Source organism: Streptomyces sp. NPDC051243, from assembly GCF_044455405.1.
In the GTDB taxonomy this organism is placed as follows: domain Bacteria; phylum Actinomycetota; class Actinomycetes; order Streptomycetales; family Streptomycetaceae; genus Streptomyces.
Genome location: NZ_JBITES010000004.1, coordinates 632485 through 658406 on the forward strand (window position 1 = coordinate 632485; position 25922 = coordinate 658406).

General features: G+C 72.2%; 17 protein-coding genes. 16 read left to right on the forward strand and 1 reads right to left on the reverse strand.

Going from position 1 to position 25922, the window contains the following annotated elements:
* The first annotated feature begins 296 nt into the window (after window positions 1-296).
* From ssd to ACIBAG_RS13490, 7 genes are all read left to right on the forward strand, one after another.
* Window positions 297-1409: a septum site-determining protein Ssd gene (gene ssd, locus ACIBAG_RS13460; RefSeq protein WP_399104346.1), complete on the forward strand. Its 1113-nt coding sequence runs from the start codon at window positions 297-299 to the stop codon at window positions 1407-1409.
* A gap of 434 nt (window positions 1410-1843) precedes the next feature.
* Entirely contained in the window at window positions 1844-3166 is a 1323-nt protein-coding gene (locus tag ACIBAG_RS13465; RefSeq protein WP_399104529.1) for a TadA family conjugal transfer-associated ATPase, read from the forward strand.
* On the forward strand, window positions 3159-4019 hold the full coding sequence (locus tag ACIBAG_RS13470; protein ID WP_399104348.1) for a type II secretion system F family protein: 861 nt from the start codon (window positions 3159-3161) through the stop codon (window positions 4017-4019). Before ACIBAG_RS13465 ends, ACIBAG_RS13470 begins: the two co-directional genes overlap by 8 nt.
* Before the next feature lie 103 nt (window positions 4020-4122).
* Window positions 4123-4911 carry a type II secretion system F family protein gene (locus ACIBAG_RS13475; protein WP_399104350.1) on the forward strand — a complete coding sequence of 263 codons (789 nt, stop codon included), beginning with the start codon at window positions 4123-4125 and terminating at the stop codon, window positions 4909-4911.
* Between the two features lie 255 nt (window positions 4912-5166).
* A complete protein-coding gene (locus tag ACIBAG_RS13480) occupies window positions 5167-5385 on the forward strand; it encodes a DUF4244 domain-containing protein (RefSeq protein WP_399104352.1) in 219 nt (72 codons plus the stop codon).
* A 151-nt stretch (window positions 5386-5536) separates the two neighbouring features.
* Window positions 5537-5893, forward strand: coding sequence for a TadE family type IV pilus minor pilin (locus tag ACIBAG_RS13485; protein ID WP_399104354.1), 357 nt, complete (start codon window positions 5537-5539; stop codon window positions 5891-5893).
* On the forward strand, window positions 5890-6555 hold the full coding sequence (locus tag ACIBAG_RS13490; protein ID WP_399104356.1) for an Rv3654c family TadE-like protein: 666 nt from the start codon (window positions 5890-5892) through the stop codon (window positions 6553-6555). The genes ACIBAG_RS13485 and ACIBAG_RS13490 overlap by 4 nt, the downstream gene beginning before the upstream one ends.
* On the opposite strand, the gene ACIBAG_RS13495 is transcribed toward ACIBAG_RS13490, so the two are convergent.
* Window positions 6461-9274 carry a DEAD/DEAH box helicase gene (locus ACIBAG_RS13495; RefSeq protein WP_399104358.1) on the reverse strand — a complete coding sequence of 938 codons (2814 nt, stop codon included), beginning with the start codon at window positions 9272-9274 and terminating at the stop codon, window positions 6461-6463. The two genes, ACIBAG_RS13490 and ACIBAG_RS13495, sit on opposite strands and share 95 nt — an antisense overlap.
* Before the next feature lie 163 nt (window positions 9275-9437).
* Between ACIBAG_RS13495 and bldG the strand changes: the two genes are divergently transcribed.
* From bldG to tmk, 9 genes are all read left to right on the forward strand, one after another.
* A complete protein-coding gene (gene bldG, locus ACIBAG_RS13500) occupies window positions 9438-9779 on the forward strand; it encodes an anti-sigma factor antagonist BldG (protein WP_003975386.1) in 342 nt (113 codons plus the stop codon).
* 124 nt (window positions 9780-9903) lie between these two features.
* A complete protein-coding gene (locus ACIBAG_RS13505) occupies window positions 9904-10341 on the forward strand; it encodes an ATP-binding protein (protein WP_399104361.1) in 438 nt (145 codons plus the stop codon).
* Window positions 10342-10647: 306 nt separating this feature from the next.
* Window positions 10648-13053 (forward strand): sodium-translocating pyrophosphatase, encoded by a 2406-nt coding sequence (locus tag ACIBAG_RS13510; protein WP_399104363.1) that lies wholly within the window; start codon window positions 10648-10650, stop codon window positions 13051-13053.
* A 214-nt stretch (window positions 13054-13267) separates the two neighbouring features.
* The gene (locus tag ACIBAG_RS13515; protein WP_399104365.1) at window positions 13268-13858 is read left to right on the forward strand and encodes a small secreted protein; all 591 of its coding nucleotides are present in this window, start codon (window positions 13268-13270) and stop codon (window positions 13856-13858) included.
* 91 nt (window positions 13859-13949) lie between these two features.
* Complete coding sequence (locus ACIBAG_RS13520; protein WP_399104367.1) at window positions 13950-15491, forward strand: methyltransferase; 1542 nt, start codon at window positions 13950-13952, stop codon at window positions 15489-15491.
* Between the two features lie 411 nt (window positions 15492-15902).
* Complete coding sequence (locus tag ACIBAG_RS13525) at window positions 15903-18515, forward strand: protein kinase (RefSeq protein ID WP_399104370.1); 2613 nt, start codon at window positions 15903-15905, stop codon at window positions 18513-18515.
* Window positions 18516-18711: 196 nt separating this feature from the next.
* Window positions 18712-18909 carry a hypothetical protein gene (locus ACIBAG_RS13530; RefSeq protein ID WP_399104372.1) on the forward strand — a complete coding sequence of 66 codons (198 nt, stop codon included), beginning with the start codon at window positions 18712-18714 and terminating at the stop codon, window positions 18907-18909.
* Window positions 18910-19156: 247 nt separating this feature from the next.
* Window positions 19157-21994, forward strand: coding sequence for a type I DNA topoisomerase (gene topA / locus ACIBAG_RS13535; protein ID WP_399104374.1), 2838 nt, complete (start codon window positions 19157-19159; stop codon window positions 21992-21994).
* A gap of 299 nt (window positions 21995-22293) precedes the next feature.
* Window positions 22294-25533, forward strand: coding sequence for a dTMP kinase (gene tmk, locus ACIBAG_RS13540; RefSeq protein ID WP_399104376.1), 3240 nt, complete (start codon window positions 22294-22296; stop codon window positions 25531-25533).
* Window positions 25534-25922: the final 389 nt, after the last annotated feature.

A 25922-nucleotide genomic window follows, 5' to 3' on the forward strand; every position in this document is an offset into this window, starting at 1 on the left:
GCGCTGCTCTGCGGAAGTCGCACAGGGGTCGGTGCGAGGGTCACCGGTATGGGTGACGGCGATATTCACAAGCGCCGAGTTGTCCACAGTTATCGACCAAGATCCACACGATTTCCGGGATCGCTGCACCGTGATTCCAGCGCGTCCCGCTCGGGCCGACTTCGTGGCCGGTTCTGGTTAGTCGGGCGTGTTTGGCCGGTTCCTATCGGCCGTTCATATGGAGGCCGCTTGCCGGTTCTTCACACGTTTGGGATTCGCGGGGCCGCAGGGCTGCGCGAGTGAAGCAGCGAAGGGGGATGGACACCGTGACCGCAGTCGTCACACACGATCCGCCGCCCACCGCCTCCGGGCGCCCGGGCAAGCCGTTGATCGTCACGGAAGACGCCGAACTGCTCGACGACCTGCTGCGCCTGTGCGCGGCGGCCGGCGCCACACCCGAGGTCCACCACGGGGTGCCCGAGCCGAGAGGCAGCTGGGAGGCCGCGCCGCTCGTCCTGGTCGGCGACGACGCCGCACGCCGCGTGCGCGGGGCCGGACGCCGGCGCGGAGTGGTCCTGGTCGGCCGGGACCAGGACGACTCCGGGGTCTGGCGCCGGGCCGTCGAGATCGGCGCCGACCACGTCCTGATGCTGCCGGACGGCGAGCAGTGGCTGGTCGACCGCATCGCCGACGTCGCCGAGGGCGTCGGCCGGCCCGCCCTCACCGTCGGCGTCATCGGCGGCCGCGGTGGGGCCGGAGCGTCCACGCTCGCGTGTGCCCTCTCCGTCACCGCCGCGCGCGAAGGACTGCGCACGCTGCTCGTGGACGCAGATCCGCTGGGCGGCGGACTCGACGTCCTCCTCGGCGGCGAGGCGACCGAGGGACTGCGCTGGCCGGCGTTCGCCGGCTCGCGCGGGCGGCTCGGCAGCGGCGCGCTGGAGGAGTCCCTGCCGAAACTCCACTCCCTGCGGGTCCTGAGCTGGGATCGCGGCGACCACCTCGCCGTGCCCGCGCAGGCGATGCGCGCGGTGCTCGCCGCGGCCCGGCGCCGGGGCGGCGCGGTCGTCGTCGACCTGCCCCGCCGTACCGACGACGGGGTCGCGGAGGCGCTCGCCCAACTCGATGTCGGGATCCTCGTGGTCCCCGCCGAACTGCGTGCCGTCGCGGCGGCCCGGCAGGTGGCCTCCGCGGTCCGGATGGTCCTGCGTGATCTGCGGGTGGCGGTACGCGGGCCGTACGCACCCGGGCTCGACGACCGGGAAGTGGCCCGCCTGCTGGACCTTCCCCTCGTGGGCGAGGTGCCGATCGAGTCGGGCCTGCTGCGCCCGCACGAGAGCAAGGCACCGCCGGGTGCGCTCGGCCGGGGGCCGCTGGCGCGGTTCTGCCGGGAGTTCTGGGAGCGGGCGTTGCTGGAGGTGAGGGCGGCATGAGTACGGCTTCAGGGCTCGAGCGGGGCTCGTCGGGGCTCGAGTGGGTGAGCGGCAGCGCGGTCGGGTCTCTGCGCGCGGCTCCTGAGCGGTGGCGGTCGGACGAGGCCGTGGTGGGCAGGTCGCTGACGGGCGGGACGGAGACGGTGACGGGCAGGCGGCACAGGGCCACGCCGCGGTGGGCGGTGGGCGGCGCGGCGAGTGACGCCTTGGTTCGGCGGTTGCCGGAACGCACGGCCGGTGCGGGGCGGGACTTCGGCGGCACGGGCAGGACGGCCACGGCGGGGTCGGAGTCCGGCCGCGCGGTGAGTACGGCACCTGCGCGGCGGGAGTCGGCGGCTCGGGATGGTTCGCCGGCCGTGCGGTGGGATGCGGCCGACAGGGCGGGGCTGTCGGCCGCTCGGTGGGCATCGGGCGCGACGGCGGCAGGGACGGACATGTCGGCGGGGTTGCTCGACGGCGTGCGGCAGTGGCTGGTCGAGAGCGGGGCCGAGCCGACGCCCGCGCGCGTGGCGCAGGCCCTGCGGGAGCAGGGCAGGGTGCTGGGGGACGCCGAAGTCCTCGGGGCGGCCGAGCAGTTGCGGTCCGAGCTGGTCGGCAGTGGGCCGCTGGAGCCGCTGCTCGCCGATCCGTCCGTGACGGATGTGCTGGTGTCGGCGCCGGACCGGGTCTGGGTGGACCGGGGCGGCGGCCTGGAGCTGACCTCCGTGTCCTTCCCGGACGCGGCAGCCGTACGGCGTCTGGCCCAACGCCTCGCCGCCGTGGCCGGGCGTCGGCTGGACGACGCCCGGCCCTGGGTGGACGCCCGGCTGCCCGACGGGACCCGGCTGCACGCGGTGCTGCCACCGGTCGCCGTCGGCTGCGCCTGCCTGTCGCTGCGGGTCGTACGGCCCCGGGCGTTCACGCTCGACGAGCTGGTCGCGGCGGGCACGGTGCCGCCGGGCGGGGATCGAGTGCTGCGGGCGCTGGTCGACGCGCGGCTGTCCTTCGTGGTCAGCGGTGGGACCGGCAGCGGCAAGACGACCTTGCTGAGCGCGCTGCTCGGACTGGTCGGGCCGGGCGAGCGGATCGTGCTGGCGGAGGACTCGGCGGAGCTCGGGCCGGACCATCCGCATGTCGTACGGCTGGAGAGCAGACCCGCCAACCAGGAGGGCGCCGGGCTCGTCACCCTCGAGGACCTGGTGCGGCAGGCGCTGCGGATGCGGCCGGACAGGCTGGTCGTGGGCGAGGTGCGTGGGCCCGAAGTGGTCCATCTGCTGGCGGCGCTGAACACCGGCCACGAGGGCGGTTGCGGGACCGTCCACGCGAACGCGGCGTCCGATGTGCCGGCCCGCCTGGAGGCGCTCGGCACGGCGGCCGGACTCGACCGGGCCGCGCTGCACAGCCAGTTGGCGGCCGCGCTGTCGGTCGTACTCCACCTCGTGCGTGATCGGACGGGGCGGCGGCGGATCGCCGAGGTCCATGTGCTGGAGCGGGACGCGTCGGGGCTGGTGCGGACCGTGCCGGCGCTGCGGTGGCGCGCGGAGGGGTTCGCGCACGAGCGGGGCTGGGAGCGGCTGCGGGGGCTGCTTCGGGGTGAGAAGGGGCGGCTTCGGGGTGAGAGAGGACTGGTTCGGGGTGAGAGAGGGCTGCTTCGGGATGAGGGAGGGCTGCTTCGGGATGACGGCGGTGACAGGGGTGAGAGCGGTGACAGCGGTGACGGTGCGGGCGACGTGGCGGGACGCGCGGATCGTGCAGGGGCCGGTGAGCTGAATGGGTGAGATGTCGCTGGGCGCGGCCGTCGTCTGTATCGGGGCCGCGGTCTGGATGCTGGGCGGGCGGAACTCCGGGGCGCGGCGGGCGCAGTTGCTGCTCGCGGGAGGTGGCGTGGTGGGAGCCGGGCCTCCCGACTGGCGGCACATGGCCGGGGAGCTGCGACGGCTGCGAGGACGGTTACGGGTCGAGTGGTGGGCGCCGGCTCTCGGGCTCGTGCTGGGCGTGCTCGGGTCGTCGGTGCTGCCGGTCGTCGCGGGGGCGGCCGGGGTGCCGTTGCTGAGGAGGGTGCGGTTGGCCCGGGAGGCGCGGCGGGAACGGGAGCGTCGGGCGGACGCCGTGATCACGCTGTGCGGGTCGCTCGCCGGGGAGGTGCGGGCCGGGCGGCAGCCGGGAGAGGCGTTGCTGCGGGCGGCACGGGACTCCGGTGGGCTAGGGGAAGCACAGGCCGCGGTGCTGGCTGCGGCGCGGTTCGGTGGGGATGTGCCGGGCGCGCTCGCCTCCGGGTCACGGCAGTCGGGCGCCGAGGGCTTGTTGGGGCTGGCGGCGTGCTGGCGGGTGGCCGTGGATCAGGGCGCCGGGCTCGCGGCCGGACTCGAACGGCTGGAAGGAGCACTGCGGGCCCAACGGGACCAACGCGCCGACCTGCGTGCCCAGTTGGCGGGGGCTCGGTCGACGGTGGTCATGCTCGCCGGGTTGCCGGTCCTGGGGCTGCTGCTGGGTGCCGCCATGGGGGCCGACCCGCTGCATGTGCTGCTGCATACGGGGGCGGGGCTTGGCTGCTTGGTGGTCGGCGGGGTGTTGGAAGGGCTGGGGATGTGGTGGGCGCTGCGGATCGTGCGGCGGGCGGAGGCGGGGTGAGGAGTCGTGAGGGGTCGGGACGCGCGGGGATTCGGGGGCGTGCGGGCTTGGGTCCTGCGGGGCTTGGGGTCCGAGGGGCGGGGCGTGAGAGGGAGGTGATGGTGTGAGTGCGGAACTTTTCCACAGGCTGGGGGTGGCCGTGGGGACAGCGGTGGTCGTCGGGTGGCTGTTGGGGTGGCCCGTGGCGGTGCGGCGCGAACGGAGGGTCCGGCGTCGGCTGGCCGGGTTGGTGAAGGCCACCGACGTCACGTCGAGACGCCGACGGCTCGACGTCCGGCAGGGCGTGCGGCAAGGGCTTCCCATGGCGGCGGTCGTGGGCGCCGGGTGGGTTCTGGTCGGTGGTGTCGCCGGGGCCGTGGTGGGGCTGGCCGTCGCAGGCGGGTTGTGGCTGTGGCGGCGTCGGCAGGGAGCCGTCGGCGCCGAGGAGGAACTGGACGCCGTTGAGGTGGCTCGGCAGCTCCCGCTCGCCGCTGATCTGTTGGCGGCCTGCGTCGCGGCCGGAGCCGGTCCGGTGATCGCGGCGCAGGCCGTGGGCGAGGCCTTGGGCGGCCCCGTCGGGGACGGGCTGGCACGGGGCGCCGCGGAGGTGCGGCTCGGCGGGGAACCGGGCGAGGCGTGGCAGCGACTGGCCTCGCTGCCGAGGGCGGGCGCGCTGGCGCGGCTGCTGGAACGGGCCGACTCATCGGGTCTGCCGGCGGCCGGACCGGTCGCGCGACTCGCCGCGGAGGCACGCGCCGAGGCGGCGCGCACCGCGACGGAACGGGCCAGGCGGGCGGCCGTGATGGTCTCCGCGCCGGTGGGGCTGTGCTTCCTGCCCGCGTTCATCGCGGTCGGCGTCGCGCCGGTGGTGATCGGGCTTGCGGGTGCGGTGCTGGGAGGGGGTGGGGGATGACGGGGTGAGGAGCGGTGACGGCTGCGGGGAGTGGACGGGGTTCGGGTTCGCCAGGCCCCGGGGCCGCAGTTCTGAGCTCGGCGCTCGGTGCTCGGTGCTCGGTGCGCGCGGTTCGGTGCGCGCGGTTCGGTGCGCGCGGTTCGGCGATTGGGAGTTCGGCACTCCGCACAGGACGTACAGCCGTGGTCGGTCAGTAGTTCGACAAATGACGTTCGGTAGATGGTTTCAACAGAACTGAGTCTTACGGGGGTTGAGATGTGCAAGACGGTACGGGCGCTGATGCGCGGTCTGGTGTGCAGGATGCGCACAGTGCGTGGGGCCCGGAGGGACGCGGGGATGGTCACCTCCGAGTACGCGATGGGGATCGTCGCGGCGGTGGCGTTCGCCGTGGTGCTCTACAAGGTCGTGACGAGCGGGCAGGTCAGCGAGGAGCTGCAGGCCATCGTGAAGCGAGCGCTCGATGCACGGATGTGAGCGGGAGAGCGAGCGGGAACAGGACGGGGCTCACGAGCCCGGAAAGGACCCGGCTCGCGAGCGCGGAAGGCACTCGGCTCACGGGCAGGGGAAACACCCGGCTGAGGAGCGGGCGCGGGACCGGGGGGCTGGCCGAGGGCCGGATCGGGCGGTGGGCTGGGCGTCGGACCGGGGGTTCGTGACGGCGGAGTCGGCTGTCGTGCTGCCCGTGCTGGTGATGTTCGCGATGGCGTTGGTGTGGGGGCTGCTGGTGGTGGCCGCGCAGATCCAGTGCGTGGACGCGGCCCGGACGGGCGCCCGCGCGGCAGCCCGGCAGGATCCGGCCGAAGCGGTCATCGAGGTGACGCGCGAGGCGGCACCGCGCGGCGCGACGGTCACGATCGGCCGGGAGGGTAACGAGATCCGCGTGGTCGTGGTGGCCAAGCCGCCACTGTTGCGCGGGCTCCCCTTCGAGGTGCGGGAGGAGGCCGTGGCGTCGGCGGAGGAGATGGTGGGAGTGGGGACATGAAAGGGGGCTGCGTATCGGGCCGTGGGTCTGTCCAGAGGCTCGTTACCAGCTGGCGTTCCGGCCGAAGGCCCGTTGCCGACCGGCACGCGGATGGTGGATCCGTCGCCGACCGGCACGCGGATGGTGGATCCGTCACCGACCGGCACGCGGAAGGTGGGTACGTCGCCGGCAGCCACGCGGCTGCCGGGTCCGCTACCGGTCGGCATACGCGCCGGGAGTCCGCCCTCACCCCGCCCACCGCCCGGAAACTGAAGCGCGCCGTCGATCTGCGCTCCGACCGCGGCTCCGCCACCGTCTGGAGTGTCGGCGCCATCGCCGTGCTCTGTGTCGTCTTCGGCGTCGTACTCGCCCTGGGGCAAGCCATCGTGACCCGGCACAAGGCGGCGGGCGGCGCGGATCTGGCGGCGCTCGCGGCGGCCGACCACTGGGCGGAGGGCGGTACCGCGGCCTGCGCTCGTGCCGAGCGGGTGGCTCGGGCGCAAGGCGTGCGGCTCGTGCGCTGTGAGGTGGAGGGCGAGGTCTCCGACGTGACGGCGGCGTCGGGCCACGGGCCGTTCGCCGCGGAGGTCAGGGCGCGGGCGGGACCTGCGGACCAGCCTCTGCCGACGGAGCCTGAGCCGCCCGTCCCCGCGAGGACGGACCGTCCGACGCCGGCCCTCTGAACGACTCCGCAGCCGGGTCGACCCCGCCTTCAGCCGGGGTACCGCGTTCCCCGTCCGAGGCATCATCCCCATCTCCGCCCGCAACCGGCACTCCCTGCGCACCAGGGCTGTCCCCCTGGGCACCAGAGCTGTCTCCCCGCAGACCCGGGCCGCCCTCCTGTGCACCAGGGCTGTCCTGCAGCCCCAGGCCGCCCTCCTGCGCACTGGGGCTGTCTCCCCGCAGCCCCGGGCCATCCGCCTGTACACCCCGCCCGTCCGCCTGCAGACCTGGCCCGCCTCCATGCACAGCCGGCCCGCCTCCATGCACACCCGGCCCGCCCTCCTGCAAACCCGCCCCATCCCCCGCCTTCTCCTCCGGCGCCCCCCGCAACAGCACCGTCAGCAGACGCACGGCCCCCCTCTTGTGCAGCGGATCGTTGCCGTTGCCGCACTTGGGGGACTGGATGCAGGACGGACAGCCGGCGTCGCACTCGCAGGAGGCGATGGCCTGGCGGGTGGCGGTGAGCCAGGAGCGGGCCGTGTGGAAGGCGCGCTCGGCGAAGCCCGCGCCGCCGGGGTGGCCGTCGTAGACGAAGACCGTGGGCAGGAGCGTGTCGGGGTGCAGTGGGATCGAGACTCCGCCGATGTCCCAGCGGTCGCAGGTCGCGAAGAGGGGGAGCAGGCCGATGGAGGCGTGTTCCGCGGCGTGCAGGGCGCCGCCGAGGATCTCGGGGTTGATCCGGGCCTCGTCCAACTGGTCCTCGGTGACCGTCCACCAGACCGCGCGTGTGCGCAGCGTACGAGGAGGGAGGTCGAGTTTCGTCTCGCCCAGTACTTCGCCGGTGATGAGCCGGCGGCGCAGGAAGGAGACCACTTGGTTGGTGACCTCGACGGAGCCGTAGCACAGGCGGCCGTCGCCCCATGGGACCTCGACGTCCGTCTCCAGGACGGAGATCGCCGTCGTGTCGCGGGCGACCGTCGAATACGGCGGGGCGGCCTCCTCGACCAGGGCGACCGAGTCGTCCAAGTCGAGGGAGCGGACGAGATAGGTGCGGCCCTGGTGCAGGTGGACCGCGCCCTCGTGCACGGTGCTGTGCGCGGCGCCCGCGTCGACCGTGCCGAGCAGCCGGCCCGTCCCGGCCTCGACGATCTGGACCGGCCGGCCGCCCTCGCCGCGGATGTCGGTCAGGTCGGCGGCCCGTTCGCGGCGTGTCCAGTGCCACGCCTTCGTACGGCGGCGCAGCAGCTTCGCGGCCTCCAGTTGCGGCAGCAGCGCCTCCGTCTCCGGGCCGAAGAGCGCCAAGTCCTCGTCGGTGAGCGGGATTTCCGCGGCCGCGGCGCACAGGTGCGCGGCGAGGACGTACGGGTTGTCGGGGTCGAGGACCGTCGATTCCACCGGACGGTCGAACAGGGCCTCGGGGTGATGGACGAGGTAGGTGTCCAGCGGGTCGTCGCGGGCGACCAGGACGGCCAGTGCCCCCTGCCCGGAGCGGCCGGCCCGGCCCGCCTGCTGCCACAGGGAGGCGCGTGTGCCCGGGTAGCCGGAGATCAGTACGGCGTCCAGGCCGGAGACGTCGATGCCGAGTTCCAGGGCGGTGGTGGCGGCGAGGCCGAGGAGCTCGCCGGAGTGCAGGGCCTGTTCGAGGGCGCGGCGCTCCTCGGGGAGGTAGCCGCCGCGGTAGGCCGCGACACGCCGGGCGAGGGAGCGGTCGACCTCGGCGAGGCGTTCCTGGGCGATGACCGAGATCAGTTCGGCGCCGCGCCGGGAGCGGACGAAGGCGACCGAGCGGACGCCCTGGACTGCGAGGTCGGTCAGGAGGTCGGCCGTCTCGGCGGTGGCGGTACGGCGGACGGGGGCGCCCTTCTCGCCCTGGAGCTCGGTGAGCGGGGGCTCCCAGAGGGCGAAGACCAGCTCACCGCGCGGGGAGGCGTCGTCGGCGACCTCCACCACCGGGAGCCCGGTGAGGCGGCCGGCGGCCACCGCGGGCTCGGCGGCGGTCGCGGAGGCCAGCAGGAAGACGGGAGAGGCCCCGTAGCGGGCACACAGACGGCGCAGCCGGCGCAGGACCTGGGCGACGTGGGAGCCGAAGACGCCGCGGTAGGTGTGGCACTCGTCGATGACGACGTACTTCAGCGCCTTCAGGAAGGAGGACCAGCGGGGGTGGGACGGGAGTATGCCGCGATGCAGCATGTCGGGGTTGGTGAGGACGTAGTTGGCGTACTGGCGGATCCACTCGCGTTCCTCGAACGGAGTATCGCCGTCGTACACGGCGGGTCGCACGGAATTGCCCAGCGGATGTGAAAGTTCCTTCACCGAGCGGCACTGATCCGCCGCAAGGGCTTTGGTCGGGGCCAGGTAGAGCGCGGTCGCGCCGCGGCCGTTCGGGGCCTCGGAGCCGTCCAGGAGCGTCGAGAGGACCGGCACGAGGTAGGCCAGGGACTTGCCGGACGCGGTGCCCGTGGCGACGACGACCGAGTCGCCGTCCAGGGCGTGCTCGGCGGCTCGTGCCTGGTGGGCCCAGGGATGTTCGATTCCCGCGGTCTGCACCGCGGCGATGACCTCCGCGCGGATCCGGTCCGGCCAGACGGCATGGCGACCCTCGCGCGGGGGCACATGCTCCGTATGAGTGATGCGCGAAGCCCGGCTCGGCCCCGAGGCGAGTCGGCCCAGCACCGTGGCCGGGTCCACCCGGGAAACGGGGCCCGTCGGGGATCGATCGGATCGGTGATTCTTGGCCATCGGCACCGAGTGTGTCACTGGCGTGACGGACAATGGGACCAAGGCGTCGTGCACGCCTGCCGGTAAGTGATTGAATGCCATCGCGGCTGGCGAACCGTCCTGGGGGCTGCAAGCCGAGGTGTCCCGAGGGGCGACCGCTCGATAGCAAGGTGCTGGAGGATCCGTGGACCTGTCCCTGTCGACCCGTACCGTCGGCGATCGTACGGTCGTCGAGGTCGGTGGCGAAATCGACGTATATACCGCGCCCAAGTTGCGCGAGCAGCTGGTCGAGCTGGTGAACGACGGGAGTTTCCACCTCGTCGTCGACATGGAGGGCGTGGACTTCCTCGACTCCACCGGGCTCGGCGTACTGGTCGGCGGCCTCAAGCGGGTGCGCGCCCATGAGGGCTCCCTGCGCCTGGTCTGCAACCAGGAGCGCATTCTGAAGATCTTCCGCATCACCGGCCTCACCAAGGTGTTCCCGATCCACACCTCGGTCGAGGAAGCGGTGGCGGCGACCGACTGATCACCGGACCAGGGCCCGCCCCAGCGCGGGTTTTGGCACGGCAGAAGTTGAAAGAGAAGGGGGACCGGGCACTTTCGGCGGCCCGGTCCTCCGGACAGCACGCCCGTAGTTCGGAGGGGGATGCATGGCCACCGTTGAACTCCGCTTCAGCGCGCTGCCCGAGCACGTCAGGACCGCCCGACTGGTGGCGGCAGCGGTGGCGCGCAGGGCCGGAGTGGACGAGGCCGTCCTGGACGAGGTCAGGCTCGCCGTCGGCGAGGCCTGCTCCCGTGCCGTCGGACTGCACCAGAGCGTCGGCATCACTGCGCCGGTGAAGGTGGCGCTGATCGAGGAGGAGAAACAGTTCTCCATCGAGGTCGGCGACGAGGCGCCGCGCTCCACTCCCGGCGAGCGGGCATCCGGCGCCGCGGGCGGCGACGGCGAGGTGGATGCCGAGGAGGACGAGATGGGCCTCGCGGTCATCAGCGGCCTCGTCGACGACGTGGAGGTATCCGCCGGGGAGCACGGTGGGCTGATTCGCATGACCTGGCCGACCACACCGCCGGCCGCGGTGCTCCCCTGAACGGCCCAGCCGAACCACACTCATCCCGAAGGGGCCCTGCTCAGCAGGGCCCCTTCGAGTTTTCGCCGAGGTACCGCGGAATTCGTGAAGTAATTCACGATCAATGAGCCGATAATTCGATCAAGTGGCCATGTGTGCGTCAATGGTTTTAGGGCATTAGCACTTTCGGGTTCTGTGGCGTGACGTCGATCATTTGCTGAACGGCATGTGAAGGCCAATTCCGTTTACCGCCATCTGTTTTGATCAGGTTCCGGTACCTAGAATCCGTCCACATCTTGAGCTCAGCCCAAGCGTCAAGGAGGACGAATGGCGGGGCTTTCTACCCCTCATCAGCTTGACCACCCCACAACCCTCGCAGCCGCGGTACTGACCGACGAGAACCGGATCATCGTGACGGTCATCGGGGTCGTCGCGCTGGCCGCTCTCGTGGTCGCCGGCGTACTGGTACGCCAGGTGCTCGCGGCGGGCGAGGGCACCGACAGCATGAAGAAGATCGCGGCAGCGGTCCAGGAAGGCGCCAACGCCTATCTGGCCCGGCAGTTGCGAACCCTCGGCGTATTCGCCGTCGTCGTGTTCTTCCTGCTCATGCTGCTGCCCGCGGACGACTGGAATCAGCGCATCGGCCGATCGGTGTTCTTCTTGATCGGTGCCGCGTTCTCGGCGGCCACCGGTTATATCGGCATGTGGCTGGCCGTGCGCAGCAATGTGCGCGTCGCGGCAGCCGCACGGGAAGCGACCCCGGCGCCCGGAGAGCCGGAAAAGGATCTCACCGCCGTCTCACACAAAGCCATGAAGATCGCTTTCCGTACGGGCGGCGTCGTCGGCATGTTCACGGTGGGGCTCGGTCTGCTGGGCGCCTCCTGTGTGGTGCTGGTGTACGCGGCCGACGCGCCGAAGGTGCTCGAGGGCTTCGGCCTCGGCGCCGCGCTGATCGCAATGTTCATGCGTGTCGGCGGCGGCATCTTCACCAAGGCCGCCGACGTCGGCGCCGACCTGGTCGGCAAGGTCGAACAGGGCATTCCGGAGGACGACCCGCGCAATGCCGCGACCATCGCCGACAACGTGGGCGACAACGTCGGAGACTGCGCCGGAATGGCGGCCGACCTCTTCGAGTCCTACGCCGTGACGCTCGTCGCCGCGCTGATCCTCGGCTCGGCCGCGTTCGGCGACGCCGGGCTCGGCTTCCCGCTGCTCGTGCCCGCGATCGGCGTGATCACGGCCATGATCGGCATCTTCGCGGTGGCGCCCCGCCGGGCCGACCGCAGCGGGATGACGGCCATCAACCGCGGGTTCTTCATCTCCGCGGTGATCTCGCTCGTGCTGGTCGCGATCGCCGTCTTCGTCTACCTGCCGTCGTCGTACGCCGACCTCGACGGCGTCACCGACGCGGCAATCAAGGCCAAGGACGGCGACCCGCGGATCCTCGCGCTCGTCGCGGTGGCGATCGGCATCCTGCTCGCCGCCGTGATCCAGCAGCTCACCGGCTACTTCACGGAGACCAATCGCCGCCCGGTGATGGACATCGGCAAGACGTCGCTGACCGGCCCGGCCACCGTCGTCCTCGCCGGTATCTCCGTCGGTCTCGAATCGGCCGTCTACACCGCCCTGCTGATCGGCCTGGGCGTCTACGGAGCCTTCCTGCTCGGCGGTACGTCGATCATGCTGGCGCTGTTCGCGGTGGCGCTGGCCGGCACCGGTCTGCTCACCACGGTCGGCGTGATCGTCGCCATGGACACCTTCGGCCCGGTCTCCGACAACGCGCAGGGCATCGCCGAGATGTCCGGCGACGTCGAGGGCGCCGGCGCCCAGGTGCTCACCAACCTGGACGCGGTCGGCAACACCACCAAGGCCATCACCAAGGGCATCGCCATCGCCACCGCCGTCCTGGCCGCGGCGGCGCTCTTCGGGTCGTACCGCGACGCCATCACCACCGGCGCGCGGGACGTGGGCGAGAAGCTCAGCGGCGACGGCGCGCCGATGAGCCTGATGATGGACATCTCGCAGCCCAACAACCTCGTCGGCCTGATCGCGGGCGCGGCGGTCGTCTTCCTCTTCTCCGGGCTCGCCATCAACGCCGTGTCGAGGTCGGCGGGTGCCGTGGTGTACGAGGTGCGGCGGCAGTTCCGCGAGAAGCCCGGGATCATGGACTACAGCGAGAAGCCCGAGTACGGCAAGGTCGTCGACATCTGCACCAAGGACGCGCTCCGGGAGCTCGCGACGCCCGGTCTGCTCGCCGTGATGGCGCCGATCTTCATCGGCTTCACGCTCGGCGTCGGCGCTCTCGGTGCCTTCCTCGCGGGCGCGATCGGCGCCGGCACGCTGATGGCGGTGTTCCTCGCCAACTCCGGCGGCGCCTGGGACAACGCCAAGAAGCTCGTCGAGGACGGCCACCACGGCGGCAAGGGCAGCGAGGCCCACGCCGCGACGGTGATCGGCGACACGGTCGGCGACCCCTTCAAGGACACCGCCGGTCCCGCGATCAACCCGCTGCTGAAGGTGATGAACCTGGTCGCGCTGCTCATCGCGCCCGCGGTCATCCAGTTCAGCTACGGCGAGGACAAGAGCGTCGGCGTACGGGTCACGATCGCCGTGCTGTCGCTCCTCGTGATCGTCGGCGCGGTCTACGTCTCCAAGCGGCGCGGCATCGCGATGGGTGACGAAGGCAACGCCGACAGGGTGGCCAAACCGGTCGATCCCGCGGTGGTTTCATAGGCGGTCCTACGACGGCCCAGTTCAAGGGGCGGGCGGGCGGCGCGTGTTGACGTGCCGCCCGCCCGCTTCGTGCTGGTTCACGCCCTTGCCGTGACGCTTCTCTCACATGGTGCAAAGAGTCGGAAAAGCCTATGGAAGGGATATTTGGCGCGCTGGCCTCTCCGGCCTGCCGTGTAGGGTCCGTGGGCCGAGAGCCACGGAAGGGACCAAACCGGTGAACAAGAAGCTCGCGGCCGCACTGTCCGGCGGTGCGGTACTGGTACTGGCACTGACGGGATGCACGAGCGACGAGGGCAACCCGGAGCTGGACGCCTGGGCCAAGAAGATATGCGACACGGCGCCCGCGCAGAACGCCAAGATCGCGGCCGCCGACGCCGCGATCACGAAGGCGGCCAAGGACAGCCCGCCCAAGGAGCTCCAGCAGGTCGACGCCCAGGCGTTCCAGGACCTCGCCGAAGGCTTCAAGGCCCGCGCGACCCTTCTCCAGCAGGCCGGGCCGCCGCCGGGCGTCGAGAACGGCGCGAAGAAGCAGCAGGACGCCATCAAGAAGCTCACGGCGGTCTCCACGAGCTACGCCGAGCTGAAGAAGCAGACGGACGAGCTCAACACGAAGGACCAGGCGAAGTTCGCCTCCGGGCTGCGCAAGGTCGGCGAGGAGATGCGGGACGTGGTGGGTCAGCGCAAGAGCGCCCTCGACGCTCTGAAGCAGCTGGAATCGGGCGGCGACACCAAGAAGGCGCTGCTCAAGCAGGAGGGCTGCAAGGAGGCGGCCGCTTCGGCTTCCGCGTCGGCCACCGACAGCTGATGTCTGACGGGGCGGGCGGCCGAGGACTCGCGGGTCCGGTGGCCGAGGCCTCCTGGGGCGGGCGGAGCCGCGCGCGGGTCACAATGAGGGCGTGAGTGACTCCAGTCTGTCCGCGCTGCCCGCCTCCGATCGCCCCGATGTAGCCGCCCGGCTGCGGGATGCCCTGCTCGGGGCCTCCTTCACCGCCGACGGGCTGCTCGAACTGCTCGGCGCTCCCGCGTACGCGGCGCTCGCGCGGAGCGAGACCGTGCCCGCGCTCCGGGCAACCCGCGGAGACTCTCCGCTGGAGGCGCTCGTACGGCTGTTCCTTTTGCAGCAGCCCGTGCCCCACGCGCGCGTGGCGGGCGTTCTGCCCGTCGACGCCTGCCTGGAGAGCGGATGGCTCGTCCGCGTCGGCGGGGACTCCGGTGACGACGTGGCCGCGACCGTGGACGTACGGCCGTACGGCGGGCCCGGGGGCGAGGACTGGTTCATCGTGTCCGACCTGGGGTGCGCGGTCGGCGGAGCGGGCGGCATCGGCAGCAAGGACGAGGGAGTCGTCCTCGGCGTCGGCGGCGCCTCCACGACGCTCGCGGGCATCACGGTCCGTACGCCTGTCGCCTCCGCCCTGGACCTCGGCACCGGCTCCGGCATCCAGGCGCTGCACGCCGCACAGCACGCCACGCGCGTGACGGCGACCGACCTCAACCCGCGCGCGCTGCACATCACCGCGCTCACGCTCGCGCTGTCCGGCGCCCCGGCTGCGGACCTGCGGGCGGGCTCGCTTTTCGAGCCGCTCCAGAACGGCGAGACGTTCGACCTGATCGTGTCGAACCCGCCCTTCGTGATCTCGCCGGGTGCCCGGCTGACCTACCGCGACGGCGGGATGGGCGGGGACGATCTGTGCCGCTCGATCGTTCAAGGTGCGGGCAATCGCCTGAACGAGGGCGGGTTCGCGCAGTTCCTGGCCAACTGGCAGCACGTGGAGGGGGAGGACTGGCAGGACCGGCTGCGGTCGTGGGTGCCGCGCGGGTGTGACGCGTGGATCGTGCAGCGCGAGGTCCAGGACGTCACTCAGTACGCCGAGCTGTGGCTGCGGGACGCCGGTGACCACCGGGGTGACCCGGCCGAGTACCAGGCGCGGTACGACGCGTGGCTGGACGAGTTCGAGGCGCGCAAGGTGAAGGCCGTGGGGTTCGGGTGGATCACCCTGCGGAAGACGTCGGGCGCCGTTCCCTCGATCACGGTCGAGGAATGGCCGCATCCGATCGAACAGCCGCTCGGTGACGCGGTCCGGGCGCACTTCGAGCGACTCGACTACCTGCGCGCCCGCGACGACGCCGCCCTGCTGGAGGACCACTTCCGGCTCGTCGCCGAGGTCGTCCAGGAGCAGGTCGGGCTGCCCGGCGCCGAGGACCCCGAGCACGTGGTGCTGCGCCAGCACCGCGGCATGCGCCGGGCCACCCAGGTGGACACGGTCGGCGCGGGCTTCGCGGGCGTGTGCGACGGTTCGCTGAGCGCGGGCCGCATCCTGGACGCGATCGCCCAACTGATGGGTGAGGACCCGGTGTTGCTGCGTGACCGTACGCCCGCGCAGATCCGGCTCCTGGTGGAGCAGGGCTTCCTGGAACCGGCGGACGGGTCGGCGCCCTGACATGACCACTGGGGTCCAGAAGTGGGCCGTCCGCTCGCGTGAGGTGATCACTCGCGTGAGGTGGTCAGGGGCGACGGCGAGGTGGTCGGGGGAGAGGGCGGCGGCGCCCCGCCGCATGCGCTTCTGGACGGGCTTCTGAATCTCCCGGCTCCCGCGGGCCGCCGGACGTGGCGCGGACCGGTGGCGACCCACCGGTTCGGGGCCAGGTGGCGACCCGCCGGGCGACGCGGTCCTTCATGGGCTCCAGCCGCTGGGGCGGAAGGGCACGTGCGGGGCGCGAGTGCCCGGTCTGGTGGGATTGATCCCGGAAAGGGCTCCTGTCAGTGGCAGGTGCGAAGCTACCTTCGAGAGACAGACTCGACGCGTCCTCGGGGGAGGCGCGCAGTCTCTCGGGTCTCGGGGGGAGGCGTGATGGCGGGGGAGACGCCGGAGCACGGCGAAGGCAGGGTCATCAACGGGCGGTACCGGCTGCGGCGGACGCTCGGCGCGGGCGGCATGGGCCGCGTGTGGCTGGCGTACGACGAGGAGTTGGCCTGCGACGTCGCGCTGAAGGAGATCGCGCTCCCGGACGTGCCGACGGACGCGAGCGAGACCTCGCAGAGGATCGCCCGGGCCCGCAGCGAGGCCCGGCACGCGGCCCGGTTGCGCGGGCACCCGCATGTGGCGACGGTGCACGACGTGCTGGTGCACGAGGGGCTGCCGTGGATCGTCATGGAGTACGTGCCCGACGCGGTGGATCTCCAGGCGGTCGTACGCGGTTCGGGACCGCTGACGCCCGTTCAGGCGGCCCGCGTCGGGCTCGCCGTACTCGACGCGCTGACCGCCGGGCACCGGATCGGCATCCTCCACAGGGATGTGAAACCGGCCAACATCCTTCTGGCGCCGGATGCTTCGGGCGACGCCTACGCGCGCGTGCTGCTCACCGACTACGGCATCGCACTCCAGCCCGAGTCCCGCGAGCCCCGGCTCACGGCCACCGCGGGCATCCTCGGCACACCCGGCTACCTCGCCCCGGAGCGCGCGCGTGGCGAGCCGCCCACGCCGGCCGCCGACCTGTTCTCCCTCGGCGCCACGCTGTACGCCGCCGTGGAGGGCCACGGCCCCTTCGACCGCTACGGGGACTTCGCGACGCTGACGGCCCTGCTCGGCGAGGACCCGACACCACCGGTCAGGGCAGGCGAATTGGCGCCTGTGCTGCAGGGGTTGCTGGTCAAGGACCCGGTGCGACGGTCGGCACCGGAGGTGGTGGCACGGGGGCTGGAGCGGGTGGTGCAGGGGGCGGCGGGGACGCCGGGGATGCCGGGCATGCCGTACAGGTCGGGTGCGGGGGAGGCATCGGGGATGCCGGGTTTGCCGGAGGCGGCGGGCGGAGGGCTCGGGGTAGCGCCGGGGTGGGGTGGAGCGTCCGGGGTGGGCGCCGGGGCTGGAGAGTTCGGTCCGCCGCTGGGGGGCTTCGGGCCGGCGGCGGGTGCTCCGCAGACGCCGGGTGGTGTCGGACCGGCGCCGGGTGGCCCGCGGACGCCGGGTGGTGGCGGGTCGGCGTCCGGTACCCCGCATTCAACGGGTGCGGCCCTGACTCCGACGGCCCCGCAATCACCGGGTGCGGCCCTTACTCCGAATGCCCCGCACGCCCCGAACACCCCGCAGACCCCGAACACTCCGGTGGACGGACCCGGTGGTCAGACGCCCGGACCGGCGCCGTACGAAGTCTGGCGACAGCCTGCCCCACCACCGCACTTCGCCCCCGGCAACCCCTATGCGCAGGGCGCCGGCACCACGTATGCGGACGGCGGTGCGCAGGAGCCCCAGCCCGGGAGCGGCGGGCCGACGCCGTATACGGGAGGCGCCGCCCAGCCGTCGCACGTGGGAAGCCACATGCCGCCGCCGTACGCGGGAAGTCCCACACCGCCGCCGTACGCGGGAGCGCCCACGCCACCGCCGTACGCCTCAAGCCCGGCTCCACCCCCGCACACGGGAAGCCCGACCGCGCCGCACCACCCAGGAGGCGCCACCTCGTCGCCATACCCGATCGGCACCCCTGGTGGCCCCGGCGGCCCCTGGAGCAGCGGTGCGCCCACCGTCGCCGGACCGGGCGTGGGCGGCGATGGGAAAGGCTCCGCCGTCGCCGGGAAGCGCACCGTGCTCATCGCGCTCGTCGTCGGCGTCGTTCTCGTGCTCGTCGGTGGGACGTGGGCTGCTGTGTCGCTGACCAGCGGTGACGGCGGGGACAAGAAGAGTGCCGCGACGAAGAGTTCGCCCGCGGCGAGCGGGTCGCAGGGGTCGGCGTCGCCGACCGGGCCCGGGTATCCGTACGGCGATGTCGTGGGGCTCACCGAGCCGCTGGAGACCGGGGACTGTGTGCAGGCGGTGTGGTCGGGGACGCCGTTCGAATCGGTGCCGAACCTCGGTGTCGTGGACTGCGACGACGACTGGCCGGACGGCCAGGTCGTGGCGGTCGACACGGCCACCGACTTCGCCGATGCCCGCGCGGAGGGCGCGCGGCGCTGCGAGAAACAGAGTCGGGCGATCGCCGCCGCGCTGCCGGACGCGGCCGGCTACGCCGTCGTACCGACGAAGGACGGGTTCAGCGCGGCCAACAGCGGTACGGCATGTCTCGTACTCGGGCTGCATGCCTCGATAGGCGGCGAGGTGGGCCGTTTCCGCGACGACGGCGACAACCTCTGGGTCGGGCAGATGAGCGTCGGTGACTGCTGGCTCTACGAGGAAGAGGGAGACGGTTACAACGCCCCGTTGATCGACTGCGCCGAACCCCACACCGACCAGGTCATAGGCACTGTTCAGGCGCCCGGCGAAATGAGTCACAAGAACGGCTCCGACAACGCGACGAAGCTGTGCGGCAACAAATTCGAGTCGATCTGGGCCCCTGGTCCGGAGCGGACCGTCTATGGCTGGATCGCGGACGAGGAGGACTGGGAACAGGGCTTCAACAAGATCGTGTGCACGGTCAGCCGGTCCGACGACAAGAAGACGACCGGAAAGATACCCGCGCCCGGTGAGATCTGAGGCCGCAGAGGTCCGCGACAGCGGGAGGGGCAGGCGGGGACTGCGGTGCTGTGGTGGCTGCTGCGTCCGCGGGGCTCTGAGAGTCCACGGCGGCGTCGGCCCCTCGTTCACCTGAGGTTCGCCTGTGCGCCGTCCGCGCGTGTCAGCCTCGCCGGGCTGGGCACTCGCGGACGGGAGAAAAGGGGCAAGCGGAACCATGGAGAGCGGACCGGCGATCTTCGCTGGGCTGGTGTTCGCCCTGTTCGGAAGCGGGCTGCTGGTGTGGACGACGGTCCGGGTGCGGCAGCGCCGGCCCGTCGCTCAAGGTGTGAGCCCCGTCGCATCGGCGACGCTGGCCGGCCTTGTCTCGGTGATCGCGCTGACCCTAGGAACGTGGTGCTTCACCCGGCTCTGAGAACGGCCCATGAGCTGGGCGGCCGATAATTGGGAGGCCGACTTCCGGAAAGGCTCGAAAAGGCCGGTGGGCACTCCGGGCGGCAGGAATGGCGGAAGTCGGGTTACCGTTCGAGTGGCCGTTGCGGGCTTTTCCCGTTTGACAACGGGGCGGGATGTACCGTCACACTCCGCAGCGTCACCACCACCCGACCCCGGGACTGAGCGACCCTGGGGAGGCCCAGCGTCGACCGGAGAGAAGAGCGAAGTTGTCCCCGACCAGCGAGACCGCACAGGGCGGCCGCCGACTCGTCATCGTCGAGTCGCCTGCCAAGGCGAAGACGATCAAGGGCTACCTGGGCCCCGGCTACGTAGTCGAAGCGAGCGTCGGGCACATCCGCGACCTCCCCAACGGCGCCGCGGAGGTGCCCGAGAAGTACACCGGCGAGGTCCGCCGGCTCGGCGTGGACGTCGAGCACGACTTCGAGCCGATCTATGTCGTCAACGCCGACAAGAGGGCTCAGGTCAAGAAGCTCAAGGACCTGCTGAAGGAGTCCGACGAGCTCTACCTCGCCACCGATGAGGACCGCGAGGGCGAGGCCATCGCCTGGCACCTCCAGGAAGTGCTCAAGCCGAAGGTCCCGGTCAAGCGGATGGTCTTCCACGAGATCACCAAGGCCGCGATCCAGGCCGCCGTGGCCAACCCGCGCCAGCTCAACCAGAAGCTCGTCGACGCCCAGGAGACGCGCCGCATCCTCGACCGCCTCTACGGCTACGAGGTCTCGCCGGTGCTGTGGAAGAAGGTCATGCCGCGCCTGTCGGCGGGCCGTGTCCAGTCCGTCGCCACGCGACTTGTCGTGGAGCGGGAACGCGAGCGCATCGCGTTTCGTTCTGCCGAGTACTGGGACCTGACGGGCACCTTCGCGACCGGCCGCGCGGGCGATCCGTCGGACCCGTCGTCGCTGGTCGCCCGCCTGCAGACCGTCGACGGCAGGCGGGTCGCGCAGGGCCGCGACTTCGACTCCCTGGGACAACTCAAGAGCGCGAACACCCTCCACCTCGACGAGGCGAACGCCCGCGCCCTCGCCGCCGCCCTGGAGAACACGCGGTTCTCGGTCCGATCCGTCGAGTCCAAGCCGTACCGCCGCTCGCCGTACGCCCCGTTCCGTACGACGACGCTGCAGCAGGAGGCGAGCCGCAAGCTCGGCTTCGGCGCGAAGGCCACGATGCAGATCGCGCAGAAGCTGTACGAGAACGGCTACATCACGTACATGCGTACCGACTCCACGACGCTGAGCGACACCGCCATCGCCGCAGCCCGTGCCCAGGTCACGCATCTCTACGGTGCCGACTACCTGCCGCCCCAGCCGCGTACCTACGCCGGCAAGGTCAAGAACGCGCAGGAGGCGCACGAGGCGATCCGCCCCTCCGGCGACCGTTTCCGCACGCCTGCCGAGACGGGGCTGACCGGCGACCAGTTCAAGCTCTACGAGCTGATCTGGAAGCGGACCGTCGCCTCCCAGATGAAGGACGCGACCGGTAACTCGGTCACGGTCAAGATCGGCGGCGCGGCGGCCGACGGGCGGGACGTCGAGTTCAGCGCCTCCGGCAAGACGATCACCTTCCACGGCTTCCTGAAGGCCTACGTCGAGGGCGCCGACGACCCGAACGCCGAGCTGGACGACCGCGAGCGCCGCCTGCCGCAGGTCGCCGAGGGCGACGACCTCAGCGCCGAGGAGATCACGGTCGACGGGCACGCCACCAAGCCCCCGGCCCGTTACACCGAGGCGTCGCTCGTCAAGGAGCTCGAGGAGCGGGAGATCGGCCGCCCGTCGACGTACGCGTCGATCATCGGCACGATCCTCGACCGCGGCTATGTGTTCAAGAAGGGCACGGCGCTCGTCCCGTCCTTCCTGTCCTTCGCCGTGGTCAACCTCCTGGAGAAGCACTTCGGGCGGCTCGTCGACTACGACTTCACCGCCAAGATGGAGGACGACCTCGACCGCATCGCACGCGGCGAGGCGCAGGCCGTGCCGTGGCTGAAGCGGTTCTACTTCGGCGAGGGCACCAGCAACGGTGACGCGGCCGACGCGGGCAACGGTGACGGCGACCACCTCGGTGGCCTCAAGGAACTGGTGACCGACCTGGGCGCGATCGACGCGCGCGAGGTGTCGTCGTTCCCCCTGGGCAACGACATCGTGGTGCGGGTCGGCCGCTACGGCCCGTACATCGAGCGCGGCGAGAAGGACACCGAGCAGCACCAGCGCGCCGACATCCCGGCCGACCTGGCGCCGGACGAGCTGTCCGTCGAGCTGGCCGAGGAACTGCTGGCCAAGCCCAGTGGCGACTTCGAGCTGGGCACCGACCCGGCCACCGGCCATCAGATCGTCGCCAAGGCGGGCCGCTACGGCCCGTACGTCACCGAGGTGCTGCCCGAGGGCACCCCGAAGACCGGCAAGAACGCCGTGAAGCCGCGTACGGCCTCGCTGTTCAAGTCGATGTCGCTGGACACGGTGACGCTGGACGACGCGCTGAAGCTGATGTCGCTGCCGCGAGTCGTCGGCACGGATGCCGAGGGCCAGGAGATCACCGCGCAGAACGGCCGCTACGGACCGTACCTGAAGAAGGGCACGGACTCGCGCTCGCTGCAGTCCGAGGAGCAGCTCTTCACGATCACCCTCGAAGAGGCGCTGGCGATCTACGCCCAGCCCAAGCAGCGGGGCCGCGCGGCCGCCAAGCCGCCGCTGAAGGAGCTGGGCACGGACCCGGTCAGCGAGAAGCCGGTCGTCGTCAAGGACGGTCGCTTCGGGCCGTACGTCACCGACGGGGAGACCAACGCGACCCTGCGCTCCGGCGACAGCGTCGAGACGATCACCCCGGAGCGCGGCTTCGAACTGCTCGCCGAGAAGCGTGCGAAGGGACCCGCCAAGAAGACGGCGAAGAAGGCCACCGCGAAGAAGACGACCGCCAAGAAGGCCGCCCCGGCCAAGAAGACGGCTGCCAAGAAGACCGCGGCGAAGAAGACCACGACGGCCGCGAAGAAGACGACGGCGAAGAAGACGGCCGCCAAGAAGGCGACGGCTTCCAAGACGGCGACGGACGACTGAGGTGTCGGACGGCTGACGTGTCGGACGGCTGACGTGTCGGGCGACTGAGGTGTCGGACGGCTTAGGTGTCGGGCGACTGAGGTTTCGAACGGCTTGGGTGTCGGACCACCCAACCGCCCCTCCGCGGGGGTCGACCGGTCTCCATGAGGGCCAACCCGGCTCTCTCGGAGGCCGGTTGACGGTCAGGTTCTTCACTTCCGGTTCGCAAAACGAACGCCTCGGCATCAGTTTGGTGTCGGGTCGTGCGCGCGTTCGGACGGGCGCGTCGGGCTGTCAGTGGGTCCCGATAGGCTGAAAGCATGACCCGTGCCGAGCAGCCAACGGCCCACGACACTGTCCCCGACGACGCCCTGGCCGCGGACTCCCGCGAGCGCGCCGTCCGCGCCCTGCTGCGCCGACCGCAGCTCAAGCGGCTGTGGAGCGCGCAGTTGGTGGGCGGTGTCGGCGACATCCTCGCGCTCCTGGTGCTGGTCCTGCTGGCCCTTCAGGCGGCGATCGCCGAGGGGTCGTTCGGCGGCGGCTACCGGGGCGTGGCGTTCGCAGTGGCGACCGTCTTCGGCGTACGCATCCTGGCGACGCTGCTCTTCGGCGCCGTACTCCTCGGCCCCCTGACGTCGCTGACCTCCCAGGAGGGCCCGCTCGACCGGCGCTGGACCATGGTCGGCGCGGACGGCCTGCGAGTTGCCCTGCTGATCATCGCGCCCCTGTGGATCGACTGGACGCCGGACAACGCGCTGGCCCTCCTCCTGGTCACCGTCTTCGTGACCGGCGTCGCCGAGCGTTTCTGGACGGTGTGCCGCGAGAGCGCGGCGCCCGCGCTGCTGCCGCCCCCGCCGCCCGAGGGCGCGACGGTGCGACCGCTGCCGGACCACATGGACGCCCTGCGCCGCCTGTCGCTTCGTACGGGCTTCGTGGCGATCCCGCTGGCCGCCGCCGCACTGGTCGTCGCCGCTCTGCTCAACAACCTGCTCGGTGCCGGGCTCGACTGGTTCGAGCAGCACCAGGCGGCCCTCGGGTCGTATGTCGCGGCCGGCCTGTTCGCCGCGTCCCTGTCCGTGCTGACCTTCCTGGAGCTGCCCGACGCGCGCACCCCGCGCGCGCGGTCGCCGCTCGAGGGGCTGCGCCGGCCCAAGACCGGCTCGGGCGTCGACAAGGGCCGTACCGGCGCGCTTCCGCTGCTGGTGCTCGCCTGCGCCGCGGTCGCCGGGGCGGTGTCCGCCGCGGTCGCCGTGACCGTGCTGCACGCCAAGGACCTGGGCGGCGGGCCGGTGCTGTACGGCCTGCTGGTGCTGGCGCTGACCGGCGGCGTGGTCGTCGGCATCCGTACGGCGCCCTCCGTGCTGCCCGCCCTTTCGCGGCGCCGGCTACTGGCGCTGGTGATCGCCTTCACCGGCGTCGCCCTGCTGGCCGCCGGACTCGTCCCGGACGTCACCAGCGTCCTGCTGATCGTCGCGCTGGCCGGCATCGGCGCGGGCGTGTCCGCCAACACCGGCCACACCCTGCTCGACCAGGAGGCCGAGGAATTCCGCCGGCCGCGCACGACGGAGCATCTGCACGCGGTCGTACGGGTCTGTGTCGCGCTCGGCGCGGTGATCGCGCCCTTGGTGGCCGCGCTCATCGGGCCGCACCGCCTGGAGAGCGGCAAGTTCGTCTTCGCGCACGGCGGCGCCGCGTTCACGCTGATGCTGGTCGGCGCGCTGCTGCTGCCGGTGGCCGCGCTCGTGCTGGCCAAGGTCGACGACCGCTCCGGCGTACCGCTGCGGCAGGACCTGCGGGACGCGGTGCTCGGCGGCGACGACCCCGAGCAGGTGCCCGCGACGTCCGGCTTCTTCATCGCCCTGGAGGGCGGCGACGGCGCCGGGAAGTCCACCCAGGCCGAGGCGCTCGCAGAGTGGATCCGGGGCAAGGGCCACGAGGTCGTCGTCACGCGTGAGCCGGGGGCGACGCCGGTCGGCAAGCGGCTGCGGTCGATCCTGCTGGACGTGTCGAGCGCGGGGCTGTCGCACCGGGCGGAGGCCCTGCTGTACGCGGCGGACCGCGCGGAGCACGTCGACACGGTGGTCCGGCCCGCGCTGGAGCGCGGCGCGGTGGTGATCTCGGACCGCTACGTCGACTCGTCGGTCGCCTACCAGGGCGCGGGTCGCGACCTGTCGCCGACGGAGATCGCCCGTATCAACCGCTGGGCGACGAACGGGCTCGCGCCGCATCTGACGGTGTTGCTGGACGTGGCTCCGGAGGTCGCCCGCGAGCGGTTCACCGAGGCGCCGGACCGGCTGGAGTCCGAGCCGGCCGAGTTCCACGCGCGCGTGCGCTCCGGGTTCCTGACGCTGGCCGCGGCCGACCCCGGCCGGTACCTGGTGGTGGACGCGGGCCAGGAACCGGAAGCCGTGACGACGGTCATCCGGCACCGCCTCGACCAGATGCTGCCGTTGTCCGAGGCCGAGATCCAGGCGCAGGAGGAAGCGCGCCGGAAGGCCGAGGAGGAGGCCCGCCGCAAGGCCGAGGAAGAGGCCGCCCGCAAGGCCGAGGAGGAGCGCCTGGAGCGCGAGCGTCAGGAGCAGCTCGCCCGGCTGCGTGCCGAGGAGGAGGAGCGCAAGCGGCGCGAGCTGGAGGAGGCGCAGCGACGCGAGGCCGAACGGCAGGCGGAGGAGGCCCGTCAGCGGGCCGAGGAAGCGGCTCGGCGCGCCGAGGAGGAACGGCAGCGGCTCCTCGCGGAGGAGAAGGCGCGCGCCGAGGAAGAAGCGCGCCGCAAGGCCGAGGAAGAACAGCGCCGCAAGCAGGCCGAGGAAGAGGCCCGGCTGCGTGCCGAGGCGGAGGCACTCCGCCTGGAGAAGCAGCGCAAGGCGGAAGAGGCTCTGCTGCGGGCCGAGGAGGCGCGCCGCCAGGCCGAGCAGGCGGCGGCCGCGGCGGAAGCGGGCCCGAAGACGACGGGGCCCGCGGCCGGGGCTGCCTTCGGGGACGCGGCGACGGTGCCCACGCCTGTGGTGACGCCGGGGAAGGTGCCCGGCGGGGCGTCGGACGAGACGACCGTGCTGCGGCCGGTGCGTGACGAGGAGCGTGGCGGCGAGCGGGGTTCTGGCGGCCGTGCTTCCGGGGAGTCCGACTCCGAGGTGACAACGAAGCTGCCGCAGCCGCCCACGCCTTCGGGGGCCTCGGACGAGACGGCTGTGCTGCCCCCGGTTCCTCCGGGCGCGGCGGACGAGACCACCGTGCTTCCGCCCGTGGCACCGGGGGCGGCCGACGAGACGGCTGTGCTCCCGCCGGTTCCTCCGGGCGCGGCGGATGAGACGGCCGTACTGCCTCCCGTCTCGGGGGACGAGCCCGGGCATCGGGTTCCGCCCGGCTACTTCCGCGACGAGGAACGCACGCGCGAGCTGCCCCAGGTCGACGAGGAGGGGGCTCCTCGGCGCAGGGCTCGGTCCGACTGGGCCGAGGAGACGCCGCTGGATGATCTCCCGACGCTGGCGGACGAGCTGTTGGGGCCGCATGAGGACGAGTACGGCGACGAGGGTGGCCGGGGACGGGGCCGGCGGCGCTGAGGCCGCTGAGCTCGGGAGGCTGCTCGGCTGAGGTGTGCTGAGATCTGCGGGCTCGGGGCGGCTGCTCGGCTAGGTGTGCTGAGGGCGGCGTGAGATCGGCCGGCTCGCCCGACATCGCCCGGGCGCCGCTCGACTGAGCCGCTCGCCCGGTGCGCTCGGTGCTGGGTGCGGCTACGACGCCGTGCCCGGTCCCATCCGAGGGCGCGGGGAACTGCGCGACCAGCCCCACCGGTCGGCACGCGCGCGACCAGCCCTCACCCGGCCCGGCGCTGCGCGACCAGCCCCACCGGTCGGCACGCGCGCGACCAGCCCTCACCCGGCCCGGCGCTGTGCGATCGCCCTCACCGGTCGGCACGCGCGCGACCAGCCCTCACCCGGCCCGGCGCTGT

What these genes read in the sequence shown, in the direction of transcription:
- ACIBAG_RS13525 (WP_399104370.1), top strand. Translation starts at nt 15,903, where the DNA reads ATGGCGGGGGAGACGCCGGAGCACGGCGAAGGCAGGGTCATCAACGGG.
- tmk (WP_399104376.1), top strand. Translation starts at nt 22,294, where the DNA reads ATGACCCGTGCCGAGCAGCCAACGGCCCACGACACTGTCCCCGACGAC.
- ACIBAG_RS13505 (WP_399104361.1), top strand. Translation starts at nt 9,904, where the DNA reads ATGGCCACCGTTGAACTCCGCTTCAGCGCGCTGCCCGAGCACGTCAGG.
- ACIBAG_RS13510 (WP_399104363.1), top strand. Translation starts at nt 10,648, where the DNA reads ATGGCGGGGCTTTCTACCCCTCATCAGCTTGACCACCCCACAACCCTC.
- ACIBAG_RS13480 (WP_399104352.1), top strand. Translation starts at nt 5,167, where the DNA reads ATGTGCAAGACGGTACGGGCGCTGATGCGCGGTCTGGTGTGCAGGATG.
- ssd (WP_399104346.1), top strand. Translation starts at nt 297, where the DNA reads ATGGACACCGTGACCGCAGTCGTCACACACGATCCGCCGCCCACCGCC.
- ACIBAG_RS13470 (WP_399104348.1), top strand. Translation starts at nt 3,159, where the DNA reads ATGGGTGAGATGTCGCTGGGCGCGGCCGTCGTCTGTATCGGGGCCGCG.
- ACIBAG_RS13495 (WP_399104358.1), bottom strand. Translation starts at nt 9,274, where the DNA reads ATGGCCAAGAATCACCGATCCGATCGATCCCCGACGGGCCCCGTTTCC.
- ACIBAG_RS13465 (WP_399104529.1), top strand. Translation starts at nt 1,844, where the DNA reads ATGTCGGCGGGGTTGCTCGACGGCGTGCGGCAGTGGCTGGTCGAGAGC.
- ACIBAG_RS13490 (WP_399104356.1), top strand. Translation starts at nt 5,890, where the DNA reads ATGAAAGGGGGCTGCGTATCGGGCCGTGGGTCTGTCCAGAGGCTCGTT.
- ACIBAG_RS13530 (WP_399104372.1), top strand. Translation starts at nt 18,712, where the DNA reads ATGGAGAGCGGACCGGCGATCTTCGCTGGGCTGGTGTTCGCCCTGTTC.